The organism is Planococcus sp. BI3 (genome assembly GCF_056680115.1).
On the sequence record NZ_CM155266.1, the window covers coordinates 2,990,745 to 3,006,403 of the forward strand.

Below are 15,659 nucleotides of genomic sequence, written 5' to 3' on the forward strand. Positions count from 1 at the left end.
AGCAGAAGCAAGATTCAGTTTCAATAAAGGTAGCTTGGTTTTAGGACAGTGATGAGGCAATTTTTGCTTGCGGGCGAACCACTGAAAATAAAACGTGGTGATAAAAAAGCTGACACCGGTAAAAAAAAAGGATGAACAGCTTGTACCCGGTTTGCATAATAAATTTGGCTCAATGCGGTGAAAATCGCGGATGATAGAAGAGTAATCACCCCGATCATGTATTTGCTTCGGCTTCTGCTTTCAACATATTCCATGAGATTCCTCCTCAAATTAAAAAACTTCACCTCTAACTAAGAGGTGAAGTTTTCTCCACGGTACCACTCTGATTGATCTGTCCATTCTGAACAAGATCCGCTTATCAGCAGCTGACGGTGCTTACCCGTTAGAATTTACTCGTTTCAATTCTATCAATCCAGGACGAGTTCAGGAGTTATCGGAAGTCCATAAAAGAAAAGCGTAGGAGGTGCTGGCCCGCAGCGTCTTCTTTTTTATTTTTCTAGTAACCTTTTCCTGAAAAAGAGGATGCAGGATTGATCGGACTCTTATAACATGAAACAAAAGAGCTGGTGAGCGACTGATGATGGCCCCCAGCGAAGTATGTAAGCAATTAAATATTTCTCCTTCAACGTTCCGAAAATACAGCCTTCGCTTTGAATCGGAAGGTATTCTCTTCAAAAGAAACAAAAGCAACAGCCGAATTTACACCGTCACAGAGGTCGCGGCGCTACGGGAGTCTGACGGTCACAAAAGCGGTGACATAACTTTTGAGAATGCTGTCAGAGAAGCTGCTGAAGGCTTAAAAGGTGCATCTACAATAACGCCCAAAAACGGCGTCACAAGCACACCGCCGCGACAGCCGTTATATTAAAGAAATTGGAAGACCTTGAAGAAGAGAACCGAAGTCTGAAAGAAGAGATGCGAAAACGTGATTCTTTGTTTGTGGAAGTCTTGGAAGAAATGAAGCATAAACTGGATCGGATAAAAGAGAATCCGAAACAACTAGCTGCACCAATGCCCGAAGAACCAGAGCTAGATTCGCTAGAATCGTCCTCACAGCAAGAAGAAATTGAACCAGAACCACTAACGCCTAAAAAAGACACCCGAAGTTTATGGGCGAGGATCTGGAACAAATAAAAGGCGCTAATTTAGGGGAAATGAATGTAACTTATGTGCAGTTAAGTTACATTCACAGATAAAAAATATCCAATCTTTTACTTTGCTATCAATATAAAATATTGGATATTTTTGGTATGGTAATAATATGGAAATGAGTATCTGTATTTCTTTTTTATTATGGATTTACGTCATGACCAAGTTTTATAAAAAAGAAAGGGGAACGATATGAAAAACCGATATTTGTACATAAGCTTAGGATTATTAATAATACTTATTTTTGGTGGAGGTTTCCTGATCCGTTTTATACGTGATGGAGATTTTTATATCGCTGAATTTATTGGAAGTGTAATAGGCATAATAATTTTGCTTATAGGGATATTCTTAAAAAAAGAAAAATCTGTACTAAAAGGCTAGATACAGAGAAGTGAATGTAACTTATTGTGAATTAAGTTACATTCAAATCCTTAATTCTTAAGAAACTTGAAAAGTAGAATCGTAGGGATAGGATTTCAAAAATACTTTCAAGATTAAGTGAGAAAAGGGGTTAGAAAAATTGGATGTGCAATCAACTACTTGGAAACAGATGATGCTCAACGGCAGTATAGTTTTGTATGCTAAAACAGATATTTTAGATAAGAACAGTAGGAAAATCGAAGCTGAAGGGTTTGAGATAATCCGGTTTGATTGTAGAGAATGGGATGAAGAGATTTTCCATAAAGAAGTTGCGAGGAAGTTGAATTTTCCAGCTTACTACGGTGAAAATCTAGATGCGTTTAGTGATTGTCTATCTGATTTACCAATAAACAATACGGGCATTCTGTTGATTTTCACTCATTATCAGTCCTTCCTTGCGAAACATCCTGATTTGGCCATTGATGTATTAGAAATCATTCAGATAAATTCCTGGAAATTCTTACTTGAAGGAAAAGTATTATTGAGTTTTATTCAATCAACTGATCCAGAAATATCGCTCCCTGCGATAGGTGGAATGGTTCCCGAGTGGAATGGAGAAGAATGGTTTGATAAAGATCGAGGGAACTAAATTAAATAAAATGAATGTAACTTAATAGCAATTAAGTTACATTCAAAACCTCCATTCCACTGACTTACTGAGAAAAATCAAACAAACTGGAATTACTTAAAAAAAGATACATTCAAAAACTTGATTCTACTGTGCTCTGAGAATCGAAAAAGACAGTTGAAGAAATGCACGGGATTTTAGAGAGAAGCGATTCGATGAACAGCCTACTAGTCAATCCTTTCTACTTTCCTTTCTGTTTTGGATCGTCTTGGTGATTGGGGTACTTTTCTTTGTGGTCCAACGCGTAAGCCGTTCCAGAAAGTAACAGAAAAGTAGCGAATTCAAATTCTCGAAGAAGAAAACAGAAGACCTCGTTAAGATTTTTAAGCGTTCGTCTTTCCTTGGCAGTGCTCTTCTTTCTTTTGACTATAGTGCTTTGAAGAGTTAGGTCGTCTAAGAAATTTTCATCATATTTTCTTTGTTTTTATAAGTATGTTATAAACCAGAACGCGAACTGGCGGAACTCAGTTCGCGTTTTTCTTTTGACGGCCTTTTAACATACAAATTATCATCCCAATTCGCAAGACTTAGTTGACTTACAATAATTATTGTAAGTCGACTAAGTCGGTTGTTAATTCAAAGTTTAAAACAATAAAAAGCGCTAAGAACCCTTATATATCAATAAAAAATAGACAACTAATTGTAGTGTTAATTAGAGAACTATTTGGTGTTTCAATTGCGATTTTACGTTCCTGAAGTGAACGGGTTAACTTACGAGCCGATGGTCTTTTTGTTATACGATTTTAATATTTGCGATCCAAAACAGAACCCGTTAAAAGTTTGTTAGATTTTTTATATATAGTTTTGATAGATGTTGAAAGCCTTTTTTTAGACCCGTCGCGACAAAAACATTTTATAAAATGAAACCATCGTTTATTCACTGTTAGTTATCGATATTTTCTAATAGTCTTTTCTTTTTTAAGATATTCCGCGTTTCAATGAAAAATCCCTTTATTTCCAACTTTTATTTTTAATAGGTTATTTAGTAGAATTTTCCCAAATAGTCCCTTATACATATTTACTTGATTGGAATATGATGGTATTTTTTAATCTAACAACAAATAAAATTCGCAAAATTCGAAAAAGGGAAATAGAATAAAGTGAAGAAGATCTTTTTAATTTTTTTAGCAATGGTTTTGGTGTTTTCGGTGTTCGGCTTTAATAATCAAGTATTGGCATCAACATCAGGTGAAGTTGACGACGGACCACTAAAAAGAGCCGATAAGGTGGACAAAGGTGATACTTTCGAATTGACAGTTGAAACCGATGAAGGGGTTATGGTTACTGTTCAAGATAAAGCGACAGAAGATTTTATTTCGCTAAAAGCTGATTTCCTCAGTAAAAAAGAAGAAACAGAGCAATTGAAATTATTAAACAAAATGGAAATTGAAGAGGTACCTGCCGTTTCTGAAACTTCGACTGATTCAGTCGCTCGGTCGACGACCGACTTAGCTGCTTCTCCTGATTCAATGGTTCAGGCAGCGGCAGTTGAATACAATGTTTGGCGTAATGGACCGTGGAAAAACTATAAAATTACTTTTGAAGCGAAAACTACCGCAACGGTAATTACGACATTGATTTTAAGTTATATTCCTTATGTGGGGAGAGTAGCTGGTGCTGTCGCCGCCTTACTTATTACGTGGAATGTTAAGGTTGGTTATTTCTCCGCCAGAACAGATACAAAGTTACTGGGTGGGTTCAAAGTCGAGCACCGCGAACATTTGAAAGTTTGGAGATACAGCAGCTACACAGGTTTACGTACTTACAAAATCAAATCTTATATAACGCAAGGTCGTGGTTAATGAAAGGAGTATGATTAGTATGAGAAGCAAATCATTTTTAATATCTTATGCGATATTTGGACTATGTTTGATCGCTATTTATTTTTGGGTTCCCGATACAAACTCAAAATTTTACTTGATTGCGTTTCTTCCAATTGTTTTTTGGTTACCGAAAGACATCAAACGATACATTGAATGGAAACAGAAAAAATCAGATTCAAACTCCCAGCATTAAGCCGCTTGGGAGTTTTTTTATGGGAAAAGCGCTCACCTTGTAGAAGAACAGAGAACCCTCTATAAAATTTATAGGCAATTTACGAAATGTAAAACATACTTGGAATTGATATGAGAAAAAACTTTAGTGGTGTGGGAGGAATTTGATGGGTGCATACCAAGAGTACGAAAGTCTACTTACGAAGTCTTATGACGAAGCCGTTGAATTTTTGCTCAAGAAATATGGACCATCTCAATATGATTATTTCAGTGAAAGATCTTATCAAAGGTTTTTGAATGGCAAGATTAAAAACATCACCAAAGGAAAATTTTCAAGGACCAGTGGATGAAAGTCTGTCGCCATAAATCCTTACATATCAATAAAAAATAGACCGCTAATTCTAGTACTAATTAGGGGTCTATTTGGTGCTTTAATTATATTTTTGTGTCCCTCAATTAAAAAGGTTATTAAAACCTGCCAGTCTTTTTCCACTAAATTAAATCGATTAATGACGGTTGGGTTAGACAGAGACGATTTTCTGTTCTTCTGCTACGTGCGGTTGATTGCTCAAAATTTCTAAGAGTCGACGAACTGCACCGCTAGGTTGGTTGGTGCCATGTTCCCACGATTCGATTGTTTTGACTGACACCCCTATAAGAGCTGCGAATGACTTTTGCGTTAAATTCATCTGCAAACGAAGACTTTTGATGTCTTGTGCAGAAAAAGTTGCCAATTCCTTAATCGCTACGGTTTTTGTTCTTGCCTTTGATTGGTTGCCTTCCGCATAGTCAATGGCTTGGCCTAAACTGGATTTCAGGTCATCAAAAAATTGATTTTCATTCATTTCCATCCATCCTTTCGAAAGTATACGAGCTTTTCAGCTGATCTACCAATTGCTTTAGTATCTTTTTTTGATCTGGTTTTAACGTTGCTTGTTGGTTCTTTGCCTAAATTAGAAGCAGAATCGTATGGGAAGACGTTTGGATATCCAGGTAGATGATCCGATAAGAACCACTTTTTCCTTGGTTCTCACTTCCGGGAGAAAAACGCATTTTCCGTAGACCACCTGTACCGGTGATGACAGCTCCTTGACCTGAGTCCATCAGCAATTGAAGTTCCAGTTCACGCTGTTCAGCAGCAGCCAGTCCGTATTGTTTCCATTATTGATCAAAATTCTTTATGTATACAAATGTTCTTTTCATAACGACCTCATTGTCTAGTGACATATTCTAGAATTAATAAACCCTATTGAATAGGGTTTTTAAAATTAATGACCAATGGTTAGTTAGGTATGATTTAAAAAGAAGAATATTAAAATCACTACTATGGTTCACATTATTAAGAGGCGTGAGAGGTTCTAGTCGCTCTAGGATTCAATTCTCTATTGGAAGTATCTATTTTTGATTTTGCTTTCCGATTCTTTGGGGGAGGTGGCTTCTGCATTTACGTTTGTATTTTTTTCAATAACGGGACATATCCGCTCCTCTATACAATTCAGTTTTTAAAGACAATAGAGGCTTGTGATAGATAAAGCTGCATTCCCTCAATTCAAGGAAATACTGCTTTATCTACTAATAGGTTTAATGACTCATTTTCCACAAATGAATCACTGCCTGCTCAATCGCTTGCCAGGTGATGTCCGCAGCATATGGGTATTGCTTCTGATACCGGTTCCATAATTGCGCCATATGCTCGCTTTCGAAAATTTCCCTTAAAATCGCATCGCCTTCTTCCAGTAAACCAACAGATCCACGGTGGTTTGCGGTAGGGTAGTGACCCCTTAAAGTTAGAGTTTTAGTTATGCATCCATTTTTTGTTTAATGTGTTCGTAATTGTAGTAATGGACGTACCACCGTTCAAAGACAAAAGCTGATGGAAGAATACGGGGATGATAAAGTCAGGGCGGAAGGCGAAGTGGAAGTTGAAGTAATCGTCAAACCCGCTATAACTGAAGCCAACGAATAAAATTCAGAAGAACTTTGGAAGTTGGACAGTAAAGTCAGTTACACTGAAGAGAAAGGATCAGAGGGGGATTTGTTTTGGACTATCTATTAGATCATGTCGGAATTGCTGTAAGAAGTATCGATGAGGCGTTGCCCTTCTATCAGAATGTATTGAACGGTTCTTTGATAGACCGTTATACAAGTGATACGGTTGGTATTGAAGTACATGTCGCTGTTGTCGAAACTGCTGATAAAATTGTTGAATTACTGGAACCAACAAATAAGAATTCTCCGATTGCCCGCTTTATGAAGCAAAAAGGAAAAGGAGTTCATCATCTTGCGTACAGGGTTGATGATTTAGATGAAGCAATACTCGAGGCCCGTAAGAATGGAGTTCGTTTTCTAGAGGATACTCTACGTACAAACTCTCGAGGAAGAAGACTCATTTATATTAATCCTATATCAACCGATGGAACGTTAATTGAGCTTTGTGAATATCCAAGATAAGTAAGGGAAAACTTCCTCAAGTGTTCGCAAAATCGTAATAAACAGCAGGGGAATACAGATGAAGTCAGAGGAAGGGGCCACTGTAACAAAGGTGGCTCCTTTCTTTTACTCTCCGTCCGCTTTGTTTTGTCGAGTACGATTTGCTGCCATACGAGTAAGCACTTGCTCATTGCCTTTATTGGACAGGTTCGTATATAAGGATGTGGTTTCGATATTGCTGTGACCTAGCTGATCCCGAAGCAGGACAATACTGCCACCGTTGCGAATGAAATCGGCCGCAAAGCTATGGCGAAGTTTGTGTGGACTCATACCCTCTCCTTGAGCAAATGCAGCGGTGTATTTGGTCACCAGGTTTTCAATGGCACGACGGGAGAGAGGGCGTGTGGCCTCCATAAAATGTAACAAACAGATCGCTCTTACGGCCAGCTTCTATGCCTCTCAGCTTCCTCATTCCATTGATTTAGATGAAGTGAAAGTGAACTTGCTATGAGAAATGATACATTCAAAAGACTATTCCAGACGTTTTTAGCGTCGAAATTGTGAAGTGCATATTTTACATATCAAGACCTATTAATAGAAGGAGCTTCTTTTATTTTTGTTCGTAGACGTATATTTTATGAACGGTTTTGAAAGAGGGATAGATTTAATTTTCTCTATTGTGTAGAAGAATGTACAAGGTATAATTGAATTAACAAATATTTCAATATTTAGAATAAAGTATAGGCTTTTGAGTTGTAAACGCATTAAGAAGATGTTGGATTAATAAGTAATTACTGCAGTGTATAAATTGGTAAGCAGAAAAGAAGTATACGTACTCGATTGGATTTAGAAAAAATTTTACATATCTTTACGTTATGGAGGGGAAGACAAGATGGAAAACAGGGATGGAATGGTAAAAAATAAATTAGCGCTCTTTAGTTCGTTTGTTCTTTTGTGTATATGTATGTATTTATTTTTTCCTTTTCCAAATAATTTAATGATAGAGGCACGCACTACCTTTATGTCGTTTCCAATTCGGAATCAAGACGGATATATTTCACTTGGGATATTGGGATCCGTTCTGTTTATAATCGCTTTAATTTTACTTTTCATCGGCATGAAGAAATACCAATTTAGAGCACTACTCATAGTTGTCCTGGTATATACATTTTTACCGGATTTTTTAATCACGACATATCAAGAAACCTTAGCAAGTGGCATTACAGCCATATCATATGATAGTAATGGTCAATGCAATTTCGAGTCTATAGACCAAGAAATGAATGGGGAATGCAATCTGGTATTACATAATCGAAGTAATGAGGCTGTGTCATTTGAATTAGAATTTATAGATTCATTTTTCAAGGAAGACGATGTACGAATGGAATCACTTATGAATTTAGCGGGTCCGTACCGTATTACAATAGAAGCTAATCAAAAAAAATCTATCCATATAAACGAATTACTCGATTTATCAGATGTTCCTAATCATATCGATAGTGGGGAATCGTCTGGTATTCATTTTAAACTAATTGAGAATGATCAAACACGCACTTTGTAGTAGATGGTTGTAAAAGTGTAAACTCCATTCTAAAAAATTTTAGTTTACATAGCATTGAGTTATCGAAGGCTGCACAAATAGAAAAATGGAGAGAAGAGGCTGATCAAAGCACCTCTTCTCTCCATTTTGTCTTTAAAAGTGGTTCTTTGAAATATTACGCAAAATAAAGTTTGGACCGGTTATCCTTCTCTTTGAAAGAGCCGGTTTGATTGGAATGGGCAATCCACCGAGAAAAGACGATTTCAACTGAAAAAATCCTTGCTGAATGGCACCAGTCTACTCTTCCTCAAATATCACGTCCCAGAGACCATTTTAATAAAAATATATACTCATGATGATAAAGAAGATTGCCGCATTAACTATTTCTAATATGCCCATTTTCATAGGCCGCATTTTTATTCTTGGTCCTCCAACAGCTCGGATTAAACTGGGGATAAATGCAAGAGCAATCACCCATTTTCCTATAAGCAGAAAAGCTATAGGGACTAGGCTGTGATAGAGCCATGATAACCAGCGGAAATTTTGATTCTTTTTTTCCCGTATCATGGTTTTTACGAAAAATGTACTGCCAACGAAGAATAGTATGGATACACCTACTATTACCCAAGCTTGAGTGTCAATTTGGTTCGCTCCAAGCATATAAGTAGCAATCGAGCTTAGAGAAAAAGCGACTATTGCACTGATGTTGTTCAGGAAATCCCTCTCTTGATTTCGTTTTCCAAAGTACATGTTCAATAAAAAGAAGGGGAGCATCAACAACCCGACGATTACTATTGAAGGCTTCATCACAACGACCGGAATAATAAATACAATTGCTGTAAAAAAGTACCGATAAAACCAGGTCAGATGAAATTTAACTTTTTTCTTTTTTATTGCTTGCACTAGAGGGTATGTCGATAGATAGAGAGATACCCATCCTATTGCAAGAACTAGTTGCAGCCAATGGAACCCGCCAGCTACCATCCCTAAAACAAAGGGAACAACTAACATTGCCCAGGCACCATGTTGCTTTGCCATATATAATTTCACTCTATTTCACCTCAATTTCAGCCTTCTTTTTTTCTGTTGCTTTTGGATGCGCGATCACAATGAGCTATGCTCTCCATGATTCCCAAATAACGACAAAAGAATCCTGGTTGTAATCTCGATGTTTCGGTTCTATGTCCCCTAAAACAGTTCATTTCATAATTGATGATTTTTATCCTTTTGATGTGAAATCCCTCAACAGTTGCATATGATGTTACTAACATCGCTAAATTAAATGCAAACCGGGCACAAGTAGGGGGTATCGTGATAACATTGGATGTGTATTTAGAAAGGACGAGCAAAATGAGTTCACAGACAATACAGGATTTGTTGCAGAAATTCACTATATTCAAAGATTTAACGAGCGCAGAGATGTCACCCATTATTGAATTGGCGCAATCGAGAACATATAAGAAAGGCACCCATATATTTTTTCAGGATGATCCGCTTACCAACGTTTATTTCATTGATCAGGGAGCCGTAAAAATATATAAAACTGACCTGCATGGAAAAGAGCAGATTGTCAATATACTCAATCCTGGGCAAATGTTCCCTCATCAAGGATTTTTCCGACAAGATAACTGCCCAGCAAATGCTGAAGTTGCTGCAGACGCCAAGTTGATTTATATACCGATTCACTTATTCGAAAAGTTTTTATACAACAATCCGGGTACGAGCGTTAAGTTATTTAAAGTATTAGGTGATCTAATAGTAGATTTGCAAAAACGTTTAGAAGAACAAATTCTTCACAATACCTTTGATCAAATTGTCATGTTGTTATTGCGGTTATTGAATACCCATGGCAGCAAGCTAGATCAAGAGTGCATTACACTCCATACACACTTCACCAATCAGCAATTAGCCAATATGATAGGCTCCAGCAGAGAAACGGTCGGCAGAACTTTAAGCCAACTTAAAAAGTTGAAAATAATTACAACTAATGCCAAAGGTGACTTAGTCGTCAATAAGAAAAGATTGGAAGAATTGGTGTAAGCGTTAGTTTAAAAACAACAATCCCAGAAAGTACACCCCATGGATTTACTTTCTAGGATTCTAAATATTGAAGGACACTGGCAACCGCAGCTTCACCCTGATCGATGCAATCTGGAATACCAATCCCACGATAAGACGCTCCGGCCAAATATACCCCTGGAATTTCCTCTTTCATTTGCCCAATCAACTTATTAAGCCTGTCAGTATGCCCAACCGTATATTGCGGCATGGCATTTGCCCATCTTGTGACGACTGAAAATTCTGGTTTCTGAGTTATATTCATGAGTTTGCTCAAATCATTCATTACAATGTCGATCAATTCTTGATCTGATAAATCAACTACACCTTGATCTTCTGGTTTCCCTAAGAAACACCGTAAAAGCACTTTGCCTTTTGGTGTTGTCATTATTGGCCATTTTTTATGAGTCCATGTACATGCAGTGATTCGATAGTCACTATTTCTAGCAACCACAAACCCAGTCCCATCCAAATCTTTTTGTATGACTGAACCGTCAAATGCCAAAGCTACATTTGCCACAGAAGATGGTGGTGCCAATTCATTTCCTGGAACCATGAACTTATGTTGGTGAAACATCTTTTGCATAGCAAATGCTGGAGTGGCTAATATGACCGCATCCGCTATATAACTATCACCATTTTCTAATTGCAGATAGTATTTACTGTCTTTTCGTTCGATCTTCTCTACAGAAACGCCCTTCATCACAGTACCATCTTCCAGTTTCTCTTCGACGGCTTCCACTAATGACTGCAGTCCGTTTTTTAAACTATAAAACATGCTTGGTTTTGACTTTTTGGTTTTTTCCTTTTTCGGCATTGAAATTTGTAAACCTCGAATAAGACTGCGATGTTTTTGTTCCAGTTGATAAAAATTGGGGAAGGTTGCCATTAAGCTTAATTTGTTGATATCTCCAGCATAGATACCAGAAAGAAGAGGCTCTACAAGATTATCGACTAATTCATCACCAAATCGTCTCCGGAAAAATTCACCTAGCGATTGGTCGCTTGCTTGCTCACCTCTTGGTAAAACTACATCACAGGAAGCCCGTAATTTTCCTTTAGTGGAAAAAAGACCGGAAAATAAAAATGGTTTCACTTCAGTTGGAATCCCCATAAATGAACCACTTGGCATCTTATGAAGTTTGTTTTTCACCAAAATAAAGGATTGCCCCGTTCCATTTTTAACTAAGTCATGCTCCAAACCTACCTCTTTCACTAAGCGTGCCGCAGACTGTTTTCTGATTAAAAAGGAATCTGGACCCCGTTCAATCATATAGCCATCTTTCTTAATTGTTTTAATTTTGCCCCCAAGATGACCGCTCGCTTCAATGAGCTTGATTTGATAGGGAAGTTGCTTCTCATTTATTTCTTTTTGCAAATAATAAGATGCTGTAAGTCCAGCAATTCCTCCTCCCACAATAACGATATTCTTTTGTTTGCCCATAAAATATCAGTCCTTTTGATTTTTTCCATTTACGATCAATTTATTTGACTGCAATAGTTTCCGGACGCAGGAAGAAGCACGAAAGGTGTGGCGTCTTCAATAACTTAAGAAGACCCTCCGTACTCCCTTACCTGTCACCGGAAGACTAAAAAAAGAAGCCTCCATTCCCATCAGTTCCCTGAGATTTTGATGGAATATCAGCTAATTTTTTGCAGCCTTTTAAAGAGGATTATTAAATATATCTTGGGAAAAGAATATTCTGCTCTAAGTGGACGTGCATGAAAGTTTCTCCTTCAAGCAATTCAAGGCGTTTGTATACGAGACGATAAGTTCCACATGCGTCAACTGGCGGCGTGAAATCAGATGTGATTTCTCTAAGTTCTTTTAGAATAGCGCCAACATGGTCGTGTTCTTTTTCAAGTTCTCTAATATAGTTGACGGTCTCTTCTAGATTTTCGACTGAGTTGTCTGCCAGCTTTCTTATTAAGGGGAAGACGATTGTATCTTCTTTAGCAGAGTGCTCAATCATTTCTCTCTTAAATTCATAAAATAAATCTTTAACTCTAACTAGTTCTGGACGGGATTCACCATGTACCTTAAAAACTTTAGTTACATATGGGCTAAGCTCAGCTAACTCTGTCATCAATGGCCGATGAATATTTTCCGTTATATGGTTGATGATGGTTTCAGTGTCGGATTCCAACCAAACATCCATATTCTTATCCGCAGGCGTACTATTTTCAAAAACAATAGTTAATTCATCTAATAAGGTGGATACATCTACATTCTGTTCATCTGCTGCAGCCATTAATGAAATGTTGCCGCCACAACAAAAATCTATACGAAAACGCTTGAACACATCACTCGATTTGGGTAATTCATTTACGATCTCTTTTACCAAAGTATTAGTAGAAATGGGTAGAGTCATCATTTATTTTTCCTCCTCTGAATTGTCGGTCGCTTTCTTCTGTACATTCCAATCATAACGGAACAAAAAAAATTGTTAGTGACGCATATCACACTTTCTGTTTTTCTTTTTCAAAAAAGGATTTTTGGATAGGCACTACTTTTCGCGCTTTTCCATTCCGCACGCCTGAATCATCAATCAGCAAATGAAATGAAATTTAAATAGGTGAAGAATATGATGATTCATTTGTACAAACGCACTTAGAACTGAAGGATTAGGTTTTCAGGGTAATAATAGAAGTTTGTTGCGCCCCTGGAAGGATTGGAGCCGGTAATTTGCGTTTATCCGATGGCGTATTCTAGATGGAGATTCAAAAAGTGTGAAATATATCACATACAGTACCGCAAATGAATTCTATACTTACTCTGATAATTAAATTAGGAGGTCCTAGAATGTTTTCTCAAGATTACAATGAAAATCCTTTCATCGTTATTTGGGAGTTGACGCGCGCCTGTGAGTTGAAATGTATACACTGTAGAGCTGAGGCTCAATACTTTCGTGATCCCCGTGAGTTAACGCTGGATGAGGGTAAAAAATTAATTGATGATATCTATGATATGAATAATCCAATGCTTGTTTTTACTGGCGGTGATCCATTGATGCGGCCAGATGTCTTTGAAATTGCCGAATATGCTGTGAAAAAAGGGGTACGTGTTTCCATGACGCCTTCGGCAACGCCGAATGTCACGAAAGAAGCTATGAAAAAAGCGAAAGACGTTGGACTATCCAGGTGGGCCTTTTCCATCGATGGACATTGTGCAGAAGCTCATGACTTTTTCCGGGGGACAGCCGGCTCATTTGATTTAACCATGAATGCAATCAGCTACTTGCATGAATTAGAAATGCCTCTCCAGATCAATACGGTGATTTCAAGATACAATGTGGACTATCTAGAGGAAATGGCTGAGATGGTAGAAAATCTTAATTGTGTATTATGGAGTGTGTTTTTCCTTGTGCCTACTGGACGAGGAAAAGAGAGTGACATGATTTCACCTGTAGAACATGAAAAAGTATTACAGTGGTTATATAAATTGTCAAAACGAGTGCCGTTTGATATAAAAACGACTGCTGCACAACATTATCGTCGTGTAGTTATTCAAAACAAAATGCGTGAAAAATCCACTAATAATGACACCATTGAATATGAAGATGCTTTAATGAGTGGAAAGACCGGACAAATAGACGGTCTCGGCCGTGCACCTAAAGGCGTTAATGACGGAAATGGATTTGTGTTCATTTCTCATACCGGCGATGTTTTTCCAAGTGGACTGTTGCCAATAAATGCAGGAAATGTACGGCAAACGCCCCTGGCGACGATTTATCGTGAATCAGAAGTGTTCCAAAATCTACGAAATCCCGATAAGTATAAAGGGAAATGCGGTGTATGTGAATTTCGTTATGTATGTGGGGGATCCAGATCGAGAGCATTCAATATAACGGGAGATTATATGGAAAGTGAACCGTACTGTATTTATATTCCGAAGTCACTTCGCAAAAAGAAACAATTGACTGCTACAGAATCTTAAAATCAGAGAGCCGAACGGTGTAAATGCCACCGATGGGCTCTTTTTTTATAGAATTCCCTTCATGATAGATTGAGGAAATCATGATTTAGATACGTCCATACATGAAAACTTAATGGTTTCAGAAGACATTGAACCGCTGGGACACCTCATTGGATTACCAGGGGAAACGGCAGAAATACAAGAGAGACAAGTTTATGTAGACGGCAAAAAACTTTCCACTTTTTATGAGTGGGCAACCAGTCTTGGCCTAACAGAAGATAAGTATTTTGAAAGAGTGGATGCCGAAAATGTTGAGATAGAAGAGGTAGTAGCATATTTCCATACATCGATGGAGCCTATTTCTGTGGGGGAAAATACCGTCTTTGTCTTAGTAGGCATGTGGAATTATCAGAAACTGCCACAAATTTTATCTATAATCTAAAGAACCCATCACCCTTCGCAAAAAAGGGTGATGGGTTCTTTAAAAGAATACGCAAAAAAAATTCGGAATTGATGCAAGTTATCTCTCTAAGCAACAGCGCTGTTGTCCTGGAATCATACAGCTGGATGGAGTCAGTCGAAATCCTTTTTCTCCCACTCGTCCTCTGGAATCTCCAGGTCTTCGCCGGAAAATCGCTCTTCCTGGAACGGGTCGCCGTTCATGTGAAAGCCATTCTGTTCCCAGAAGCCGGGCTGGTTTTCGTCGATGAACTCGATGCCGCGGACCCATTTGACACTTTTCCAGAAATACAGATGGGGCACCACGAAGCGCAACGGATAGCCGTGTTTGGCAGTCAGCGGCTCGCCGTCAAGTGAATGGGCAAGCAGCACATCTTCCCGGTCGAGGTCGGACAGCGCAAGATTGGTCGTGTAGCCATAGTCACCATGAAGCATCACGTAGCCGCTTTTCGGTGTGACACCCAATTCTTTCATCAGGTCGATAAAGCTGACGCCTGTAAATGTATTATCGAAGCGGGACCAGCGCGTAACACAGTGGATGTCGCGGGTCACCGTCGTTTGGGGCAATTTCAATAAGTCGTCGTAATGCAGCGTAACTTCTTTATCGACCTGCCCAAAGATCTTCAAGGTCCAGGTGGCCATGTCATATACCGGTACTTCGCCTTCAGTCAGGACCGGAAAGCGCTCGGTCAGGACTTGCCCAGGCGGCAGGCGTTCAGCCAGTGCGGGATCTGCTACAGGTACCCGTGTTCGTTTAATCTGTTCAGCTTTGCTCAATTTCATTTGATCACTCCTTAAAATAAAAAAACTCTTCCGCTGAAAAAGGGAAGAGTGGTGGCCTGCAGGTGAAATTCTCTTCCTCATCTTTAAGAACATCGCGGTTCTGTTGGATTTGGCACCATTCCAGTTAAGTTAACTGGCGGTTGCCGGGCGTCATCGGGCCATTCCCTCTGCCTCTCTTGATAAGGATGTAGCGTATTTGATTTTTGCACGATTTATCAGGTTTTAGCGGTCAGTGGAAATAGAGGAACTTTTCACTAATTGAAGTTCCTCTTTATTTTACCT

At 38.4% G+C, this 15,659-nt stretch carries 15 protein-coding genes, 1 pseudogene and 1 riboswitch; of the genes and pseudogenes, 9 read left to right on the top strand and 7 right to left on the bottom strand.

The features are described from left to right. Positions 1-20 precede the first annotated feature (20 nt). Positions 21-254 carry a hypothetical protein gene (locus tag AC1MEO_RS15000; RefSeq protein ID WP_480331719.1) on the bottom strand — a complete coding sequence of 78 codons (234 nt, stop codon included), beginning with the start codon at positions 252-254 and terminating at the stop codon, positions 21-23. A 1,087-nt stretch (positions 255-1,341) separates the two neighbouring features. Between AC1MEO_RS15000 and AC1MEO_RS15005 the strand changes: the two genes are divergently transcribed. From AC1MEO_RS15005 to AC1MEO_RS15020, 4 genes and pseudogenes are all read left to right on the top strand, one after another. Beyond that, entirely contained in the window at positions 1,342-1,530 is a 189-nt protein-coding gene (locus AC1MEO_RS15005) for a hypothetical protein (RefSeq protein WP_480331721.1), read from the top strand. Positions 1,531-1,675: 145 nt separating this feature from the next. Continuing rightward, on the top strand, positions 1,676-2,158 hold the full coding sequence (locus tag AC1MEO_RS15010; RefSeq protein ID WP_480336114.1) for a barstar family protein: 483 nt from the start codon (positions 1,676-1,678) through the stop codon (positions 2,156-2,158). A 1,139-nt stretch (positions 2,159-3,297) separates the two neighbouring features. Next, entirely contained in the window at positions 3,298-3,999 is a 702-nt protein-coding gene (locus AC1MEO_RS15015) for a hypothetical protein (RefSeq protein ID WP_480331723.1), read from the top strand. 359 nt (positions 4,000-4,358) lie between these two features. Continuing rightward, positions 4,359-4,535: pseudogene (locus tag AC1MEO_RS15020) on the top strand (SAV1803-related protein); the annotation flags it as partial. Positions 4,536-4,712: 177 nt separating this feature from the next. Here AC1MEO_RS15020 and nadS read toward each other — a convergent pair. Further along, positions 4,713-5,036: a NadS family protein gene (gene nadS, locus AC1MEO_RS15025; RefSeq protein WP_480331725.1), complete on the bottom strand. Its 324-nt coding sequence runs from the start codon at positions 5,034-5,036 to the stop codon at positions 4,713-4,715. A gap of 1,195 nt (positions 5,037-6,231) precedes the next feature. On the opposite strand from nadS, the gene AC1MEO_RS15030 reads away from it, so the two are divergent. Continuing rightward, positions 6,232-6,642 (top strand): VOC family protein, encoded by a 411-nt coding sequence (locus tag AC1MEO_RS15030; RefSeq protein ID WP_480331727.1) that lies wholly within the window; start codon positions 6,232-6,234, stop codon positions 6,640-6,642. Between the two features lie 105 nt (positions 6,643-6,747). Here the strand turns inward: AC1MEO_RS15030 and AC1MEO_RS15035 are convergent, their stop codons facing one another. Beyond that, positions 6,748-7,035, bottom strand: coding sequence for a tyrosine-type recombinase/integrase (locus AC1MEO_RS15035; RefSeq protein WP_480336116.1), 288 nt, complete (start codon positions 7,033-7,035; stop codon positions 6,748-6,750). Between the two features lie 478 nt (positions 7,036-7,513). On the opposite strand from AC1MEO_RS15035, the gene AC1MEO_RS15040 reads away from it, so the two are divergent. After that, positions 7,514-8,182, top strand: a complete 669-nt coding sequence (locus AC1MEO_RS15040) for a hypothetical protein (RefSeq protein ID WP_480331728.1) — start codon at positions 7,514-7,516, stop codon at positions 8,180-8,182. A 312-nt stretch (positions 8,183-8,494) separates the two neighbouring features. On the opposite strand, the gene AC1MEO_RS15045 is transcribed toward AC1MEO_RS15040, so the two are convergent. Then, on the bottom strand, positions 8,495-9,211 hold the full coding sequence (locus AC1MEO_RS15045; RefSeq protein WP_480331730.1) for a YwiC-like family protein: 717 nt from the start codon (positions 9,209-9,211) through the stop codon (positions 8,495-8,497). A 300-nt stretch (positions 9,212-9,511) separates the two neighbouring features. Between AC1MEO_RS15045 and AC1MEO_RS15050 the strand changes: the two genes are divergently transcribed. After that, on the top strand, positions 9,512-10,201 hold the full coding sequence (locus AC1MEO_RS15050) for a Crp/Fnr family transcriptional regulator (protein WP_480331732.1): 690 nt from the start codon (positions 9,512-9,514) through the stop codon (positions 10,199-10,201). A gap of 52 nt (positions 10,202-10,253) precedes the next feature. Here the strand turns inward: AC1MEO_RS15050 and hemY are convergent, their stop codons facing one another. Then, complete coding sequence (hemY, locus tag AC1MEO_RS15055) at positions 10,254-11,663, bottom strand: protoporphyrinogen oxidase (protein ID WP_480331734.1); 1,410 nt, start codon at positions 11,661-11,663, stop codon at positions 10,254-10,256. A gap of 232 nt (positions 11,664-11,895) precedes the next feature. Then, positions 11,896-12,594 (bottom strand): iron-sulfur cluster repair di-iron protein, encoded by a 699-nt coding sequence (gene ric, locus AC1MEO_RS15060; protein ID WP_480331735.1) that lies wholly within the window; start codon positions 12,592-12,594, stop codon positions 11,896-11,898. Positions 12,595-13,022: 428 nt separating this feature from the next. Here ric and AC1MEO_RS15065 point away from each other — a divergent pair, with 428 nt between their 5' ends. After that, positions 13,023-14,156 carry a TIGR04053 family radical SAM/SPASM domain-containing protein gene (locus tag AC1MEO_RS15065; protein WP_480331736.1) on the top strand — a complete coding sequence of 378 codons (1,134 nt, stop codon included), beginning with the start codon at positions 13,023-13,025 and terminating at the stop codon, positions 14,154-14,156. Positions 14,157-14,268: 112 nt separating this feature from the next. Further along, positions 14,269-14,577 carry a S26 family signal peptidase gene (locus AC1MEO_RS15070; RefSeq protein ID WP_480331738.1) on the top strand — a complete coding sequence of 103 codons (309 nt, stop codon included), beginning with the start codon at positions 14,269-14,271 and terminating at the stop codon, positions 14,575-14,577. A gap of 131 nt (positions 14,578-14,708) precedes the next feature. Here AC1MEO_RS15070 and AC1MEO_RS15075 read toward each other — a convergent pair whose 3' ends face one another. Then, positions 14,709-15,371, bottom strand: a complete 663-nt coding sequence (locus tag AC1MEO_RS15075; RefSeq protein ID WP_480336118.1) for a sulfite oxidase-like oxidoreductase — start codon at positions 15,369-15,371, stop codon at positions 14,709-14,711. Between the two features lie 80 nt (positions 15,372-15,451). Beyond that, a riboswitch (SAM riboswitch) is annotated at positions 15,452-15,563 on the bottom strand. Between the last annotated feature and the right edge of the window lie 96 nt (positions 15,564-15,659).

Coding starts and splice junctions, on each gene's coding strand:
- AC1MEO_RS15000 (WP_480331719.1), bottom strand. CDS start 254: ATGGAATATGTTGAAAGCAGAAGCCGAAGCAAATACATGATCGGGGTG.
- AC1MEO_RS15005 (WP_480331721.1), top strand. CDS start 1,342: ATGAAAAACCGATATTTGTACATAAGCTTAGGATTATTAATAATACTT.
- nadS (WP_480331725.1), bottom strand. CDS start 5,036: ATGAATGAAAATCAATTTTTTGATGACCTGAAATCCAGTTTAGGCCAA.
- AC1MEO_RS15035 (WP_480336116.1), bottom strand. CDS start 7,035: ATGGAGGCCACACGCCCTCTCTCCCGTCGTGCCATTGAAAACCTGGTG.
- AC1MEO_RS15040 (WP_480331728.1), top strand. CDS start 7,514: ATGGAAAACAGGGATGGAATGGTAAAAAATAAATTAGCGCTCTTTAGT.
- AC1MEO_RS15050 (WP_480331732.1), top strand. CDS start 9,512: ATGAGTTCACAGACAATACAGGATTTGTTGCAGAAATTCACTATATTC.
- hemY (WP_480331734.1), bottom strand. CDS start 11,663: ATGGGCAAACAAAAGAATATCGTTATTGTGGGAGGAGGAATTGCTGGA.
- ric (WP_480331735.1), bottom strand. CDS start 12,594: ATGATGACTCTACCCATTTCTACTAATACTTTGGTAAAAGAGATCGTA.
- AC1MEO_RS15065 (WP_480331736.1), top strand. CDS start 13,023: ATGTTTTCTCAAGATTACAATGAAAATCCTTTCATCGTTATTTGGGAG.
- AC1MEO_RS15070 (WP_480331738.1), top strand. CDS start 14,269: ATGGTTTCAGAAGACATTGAACCGCTGGGACACCTCATTGGATTACCA.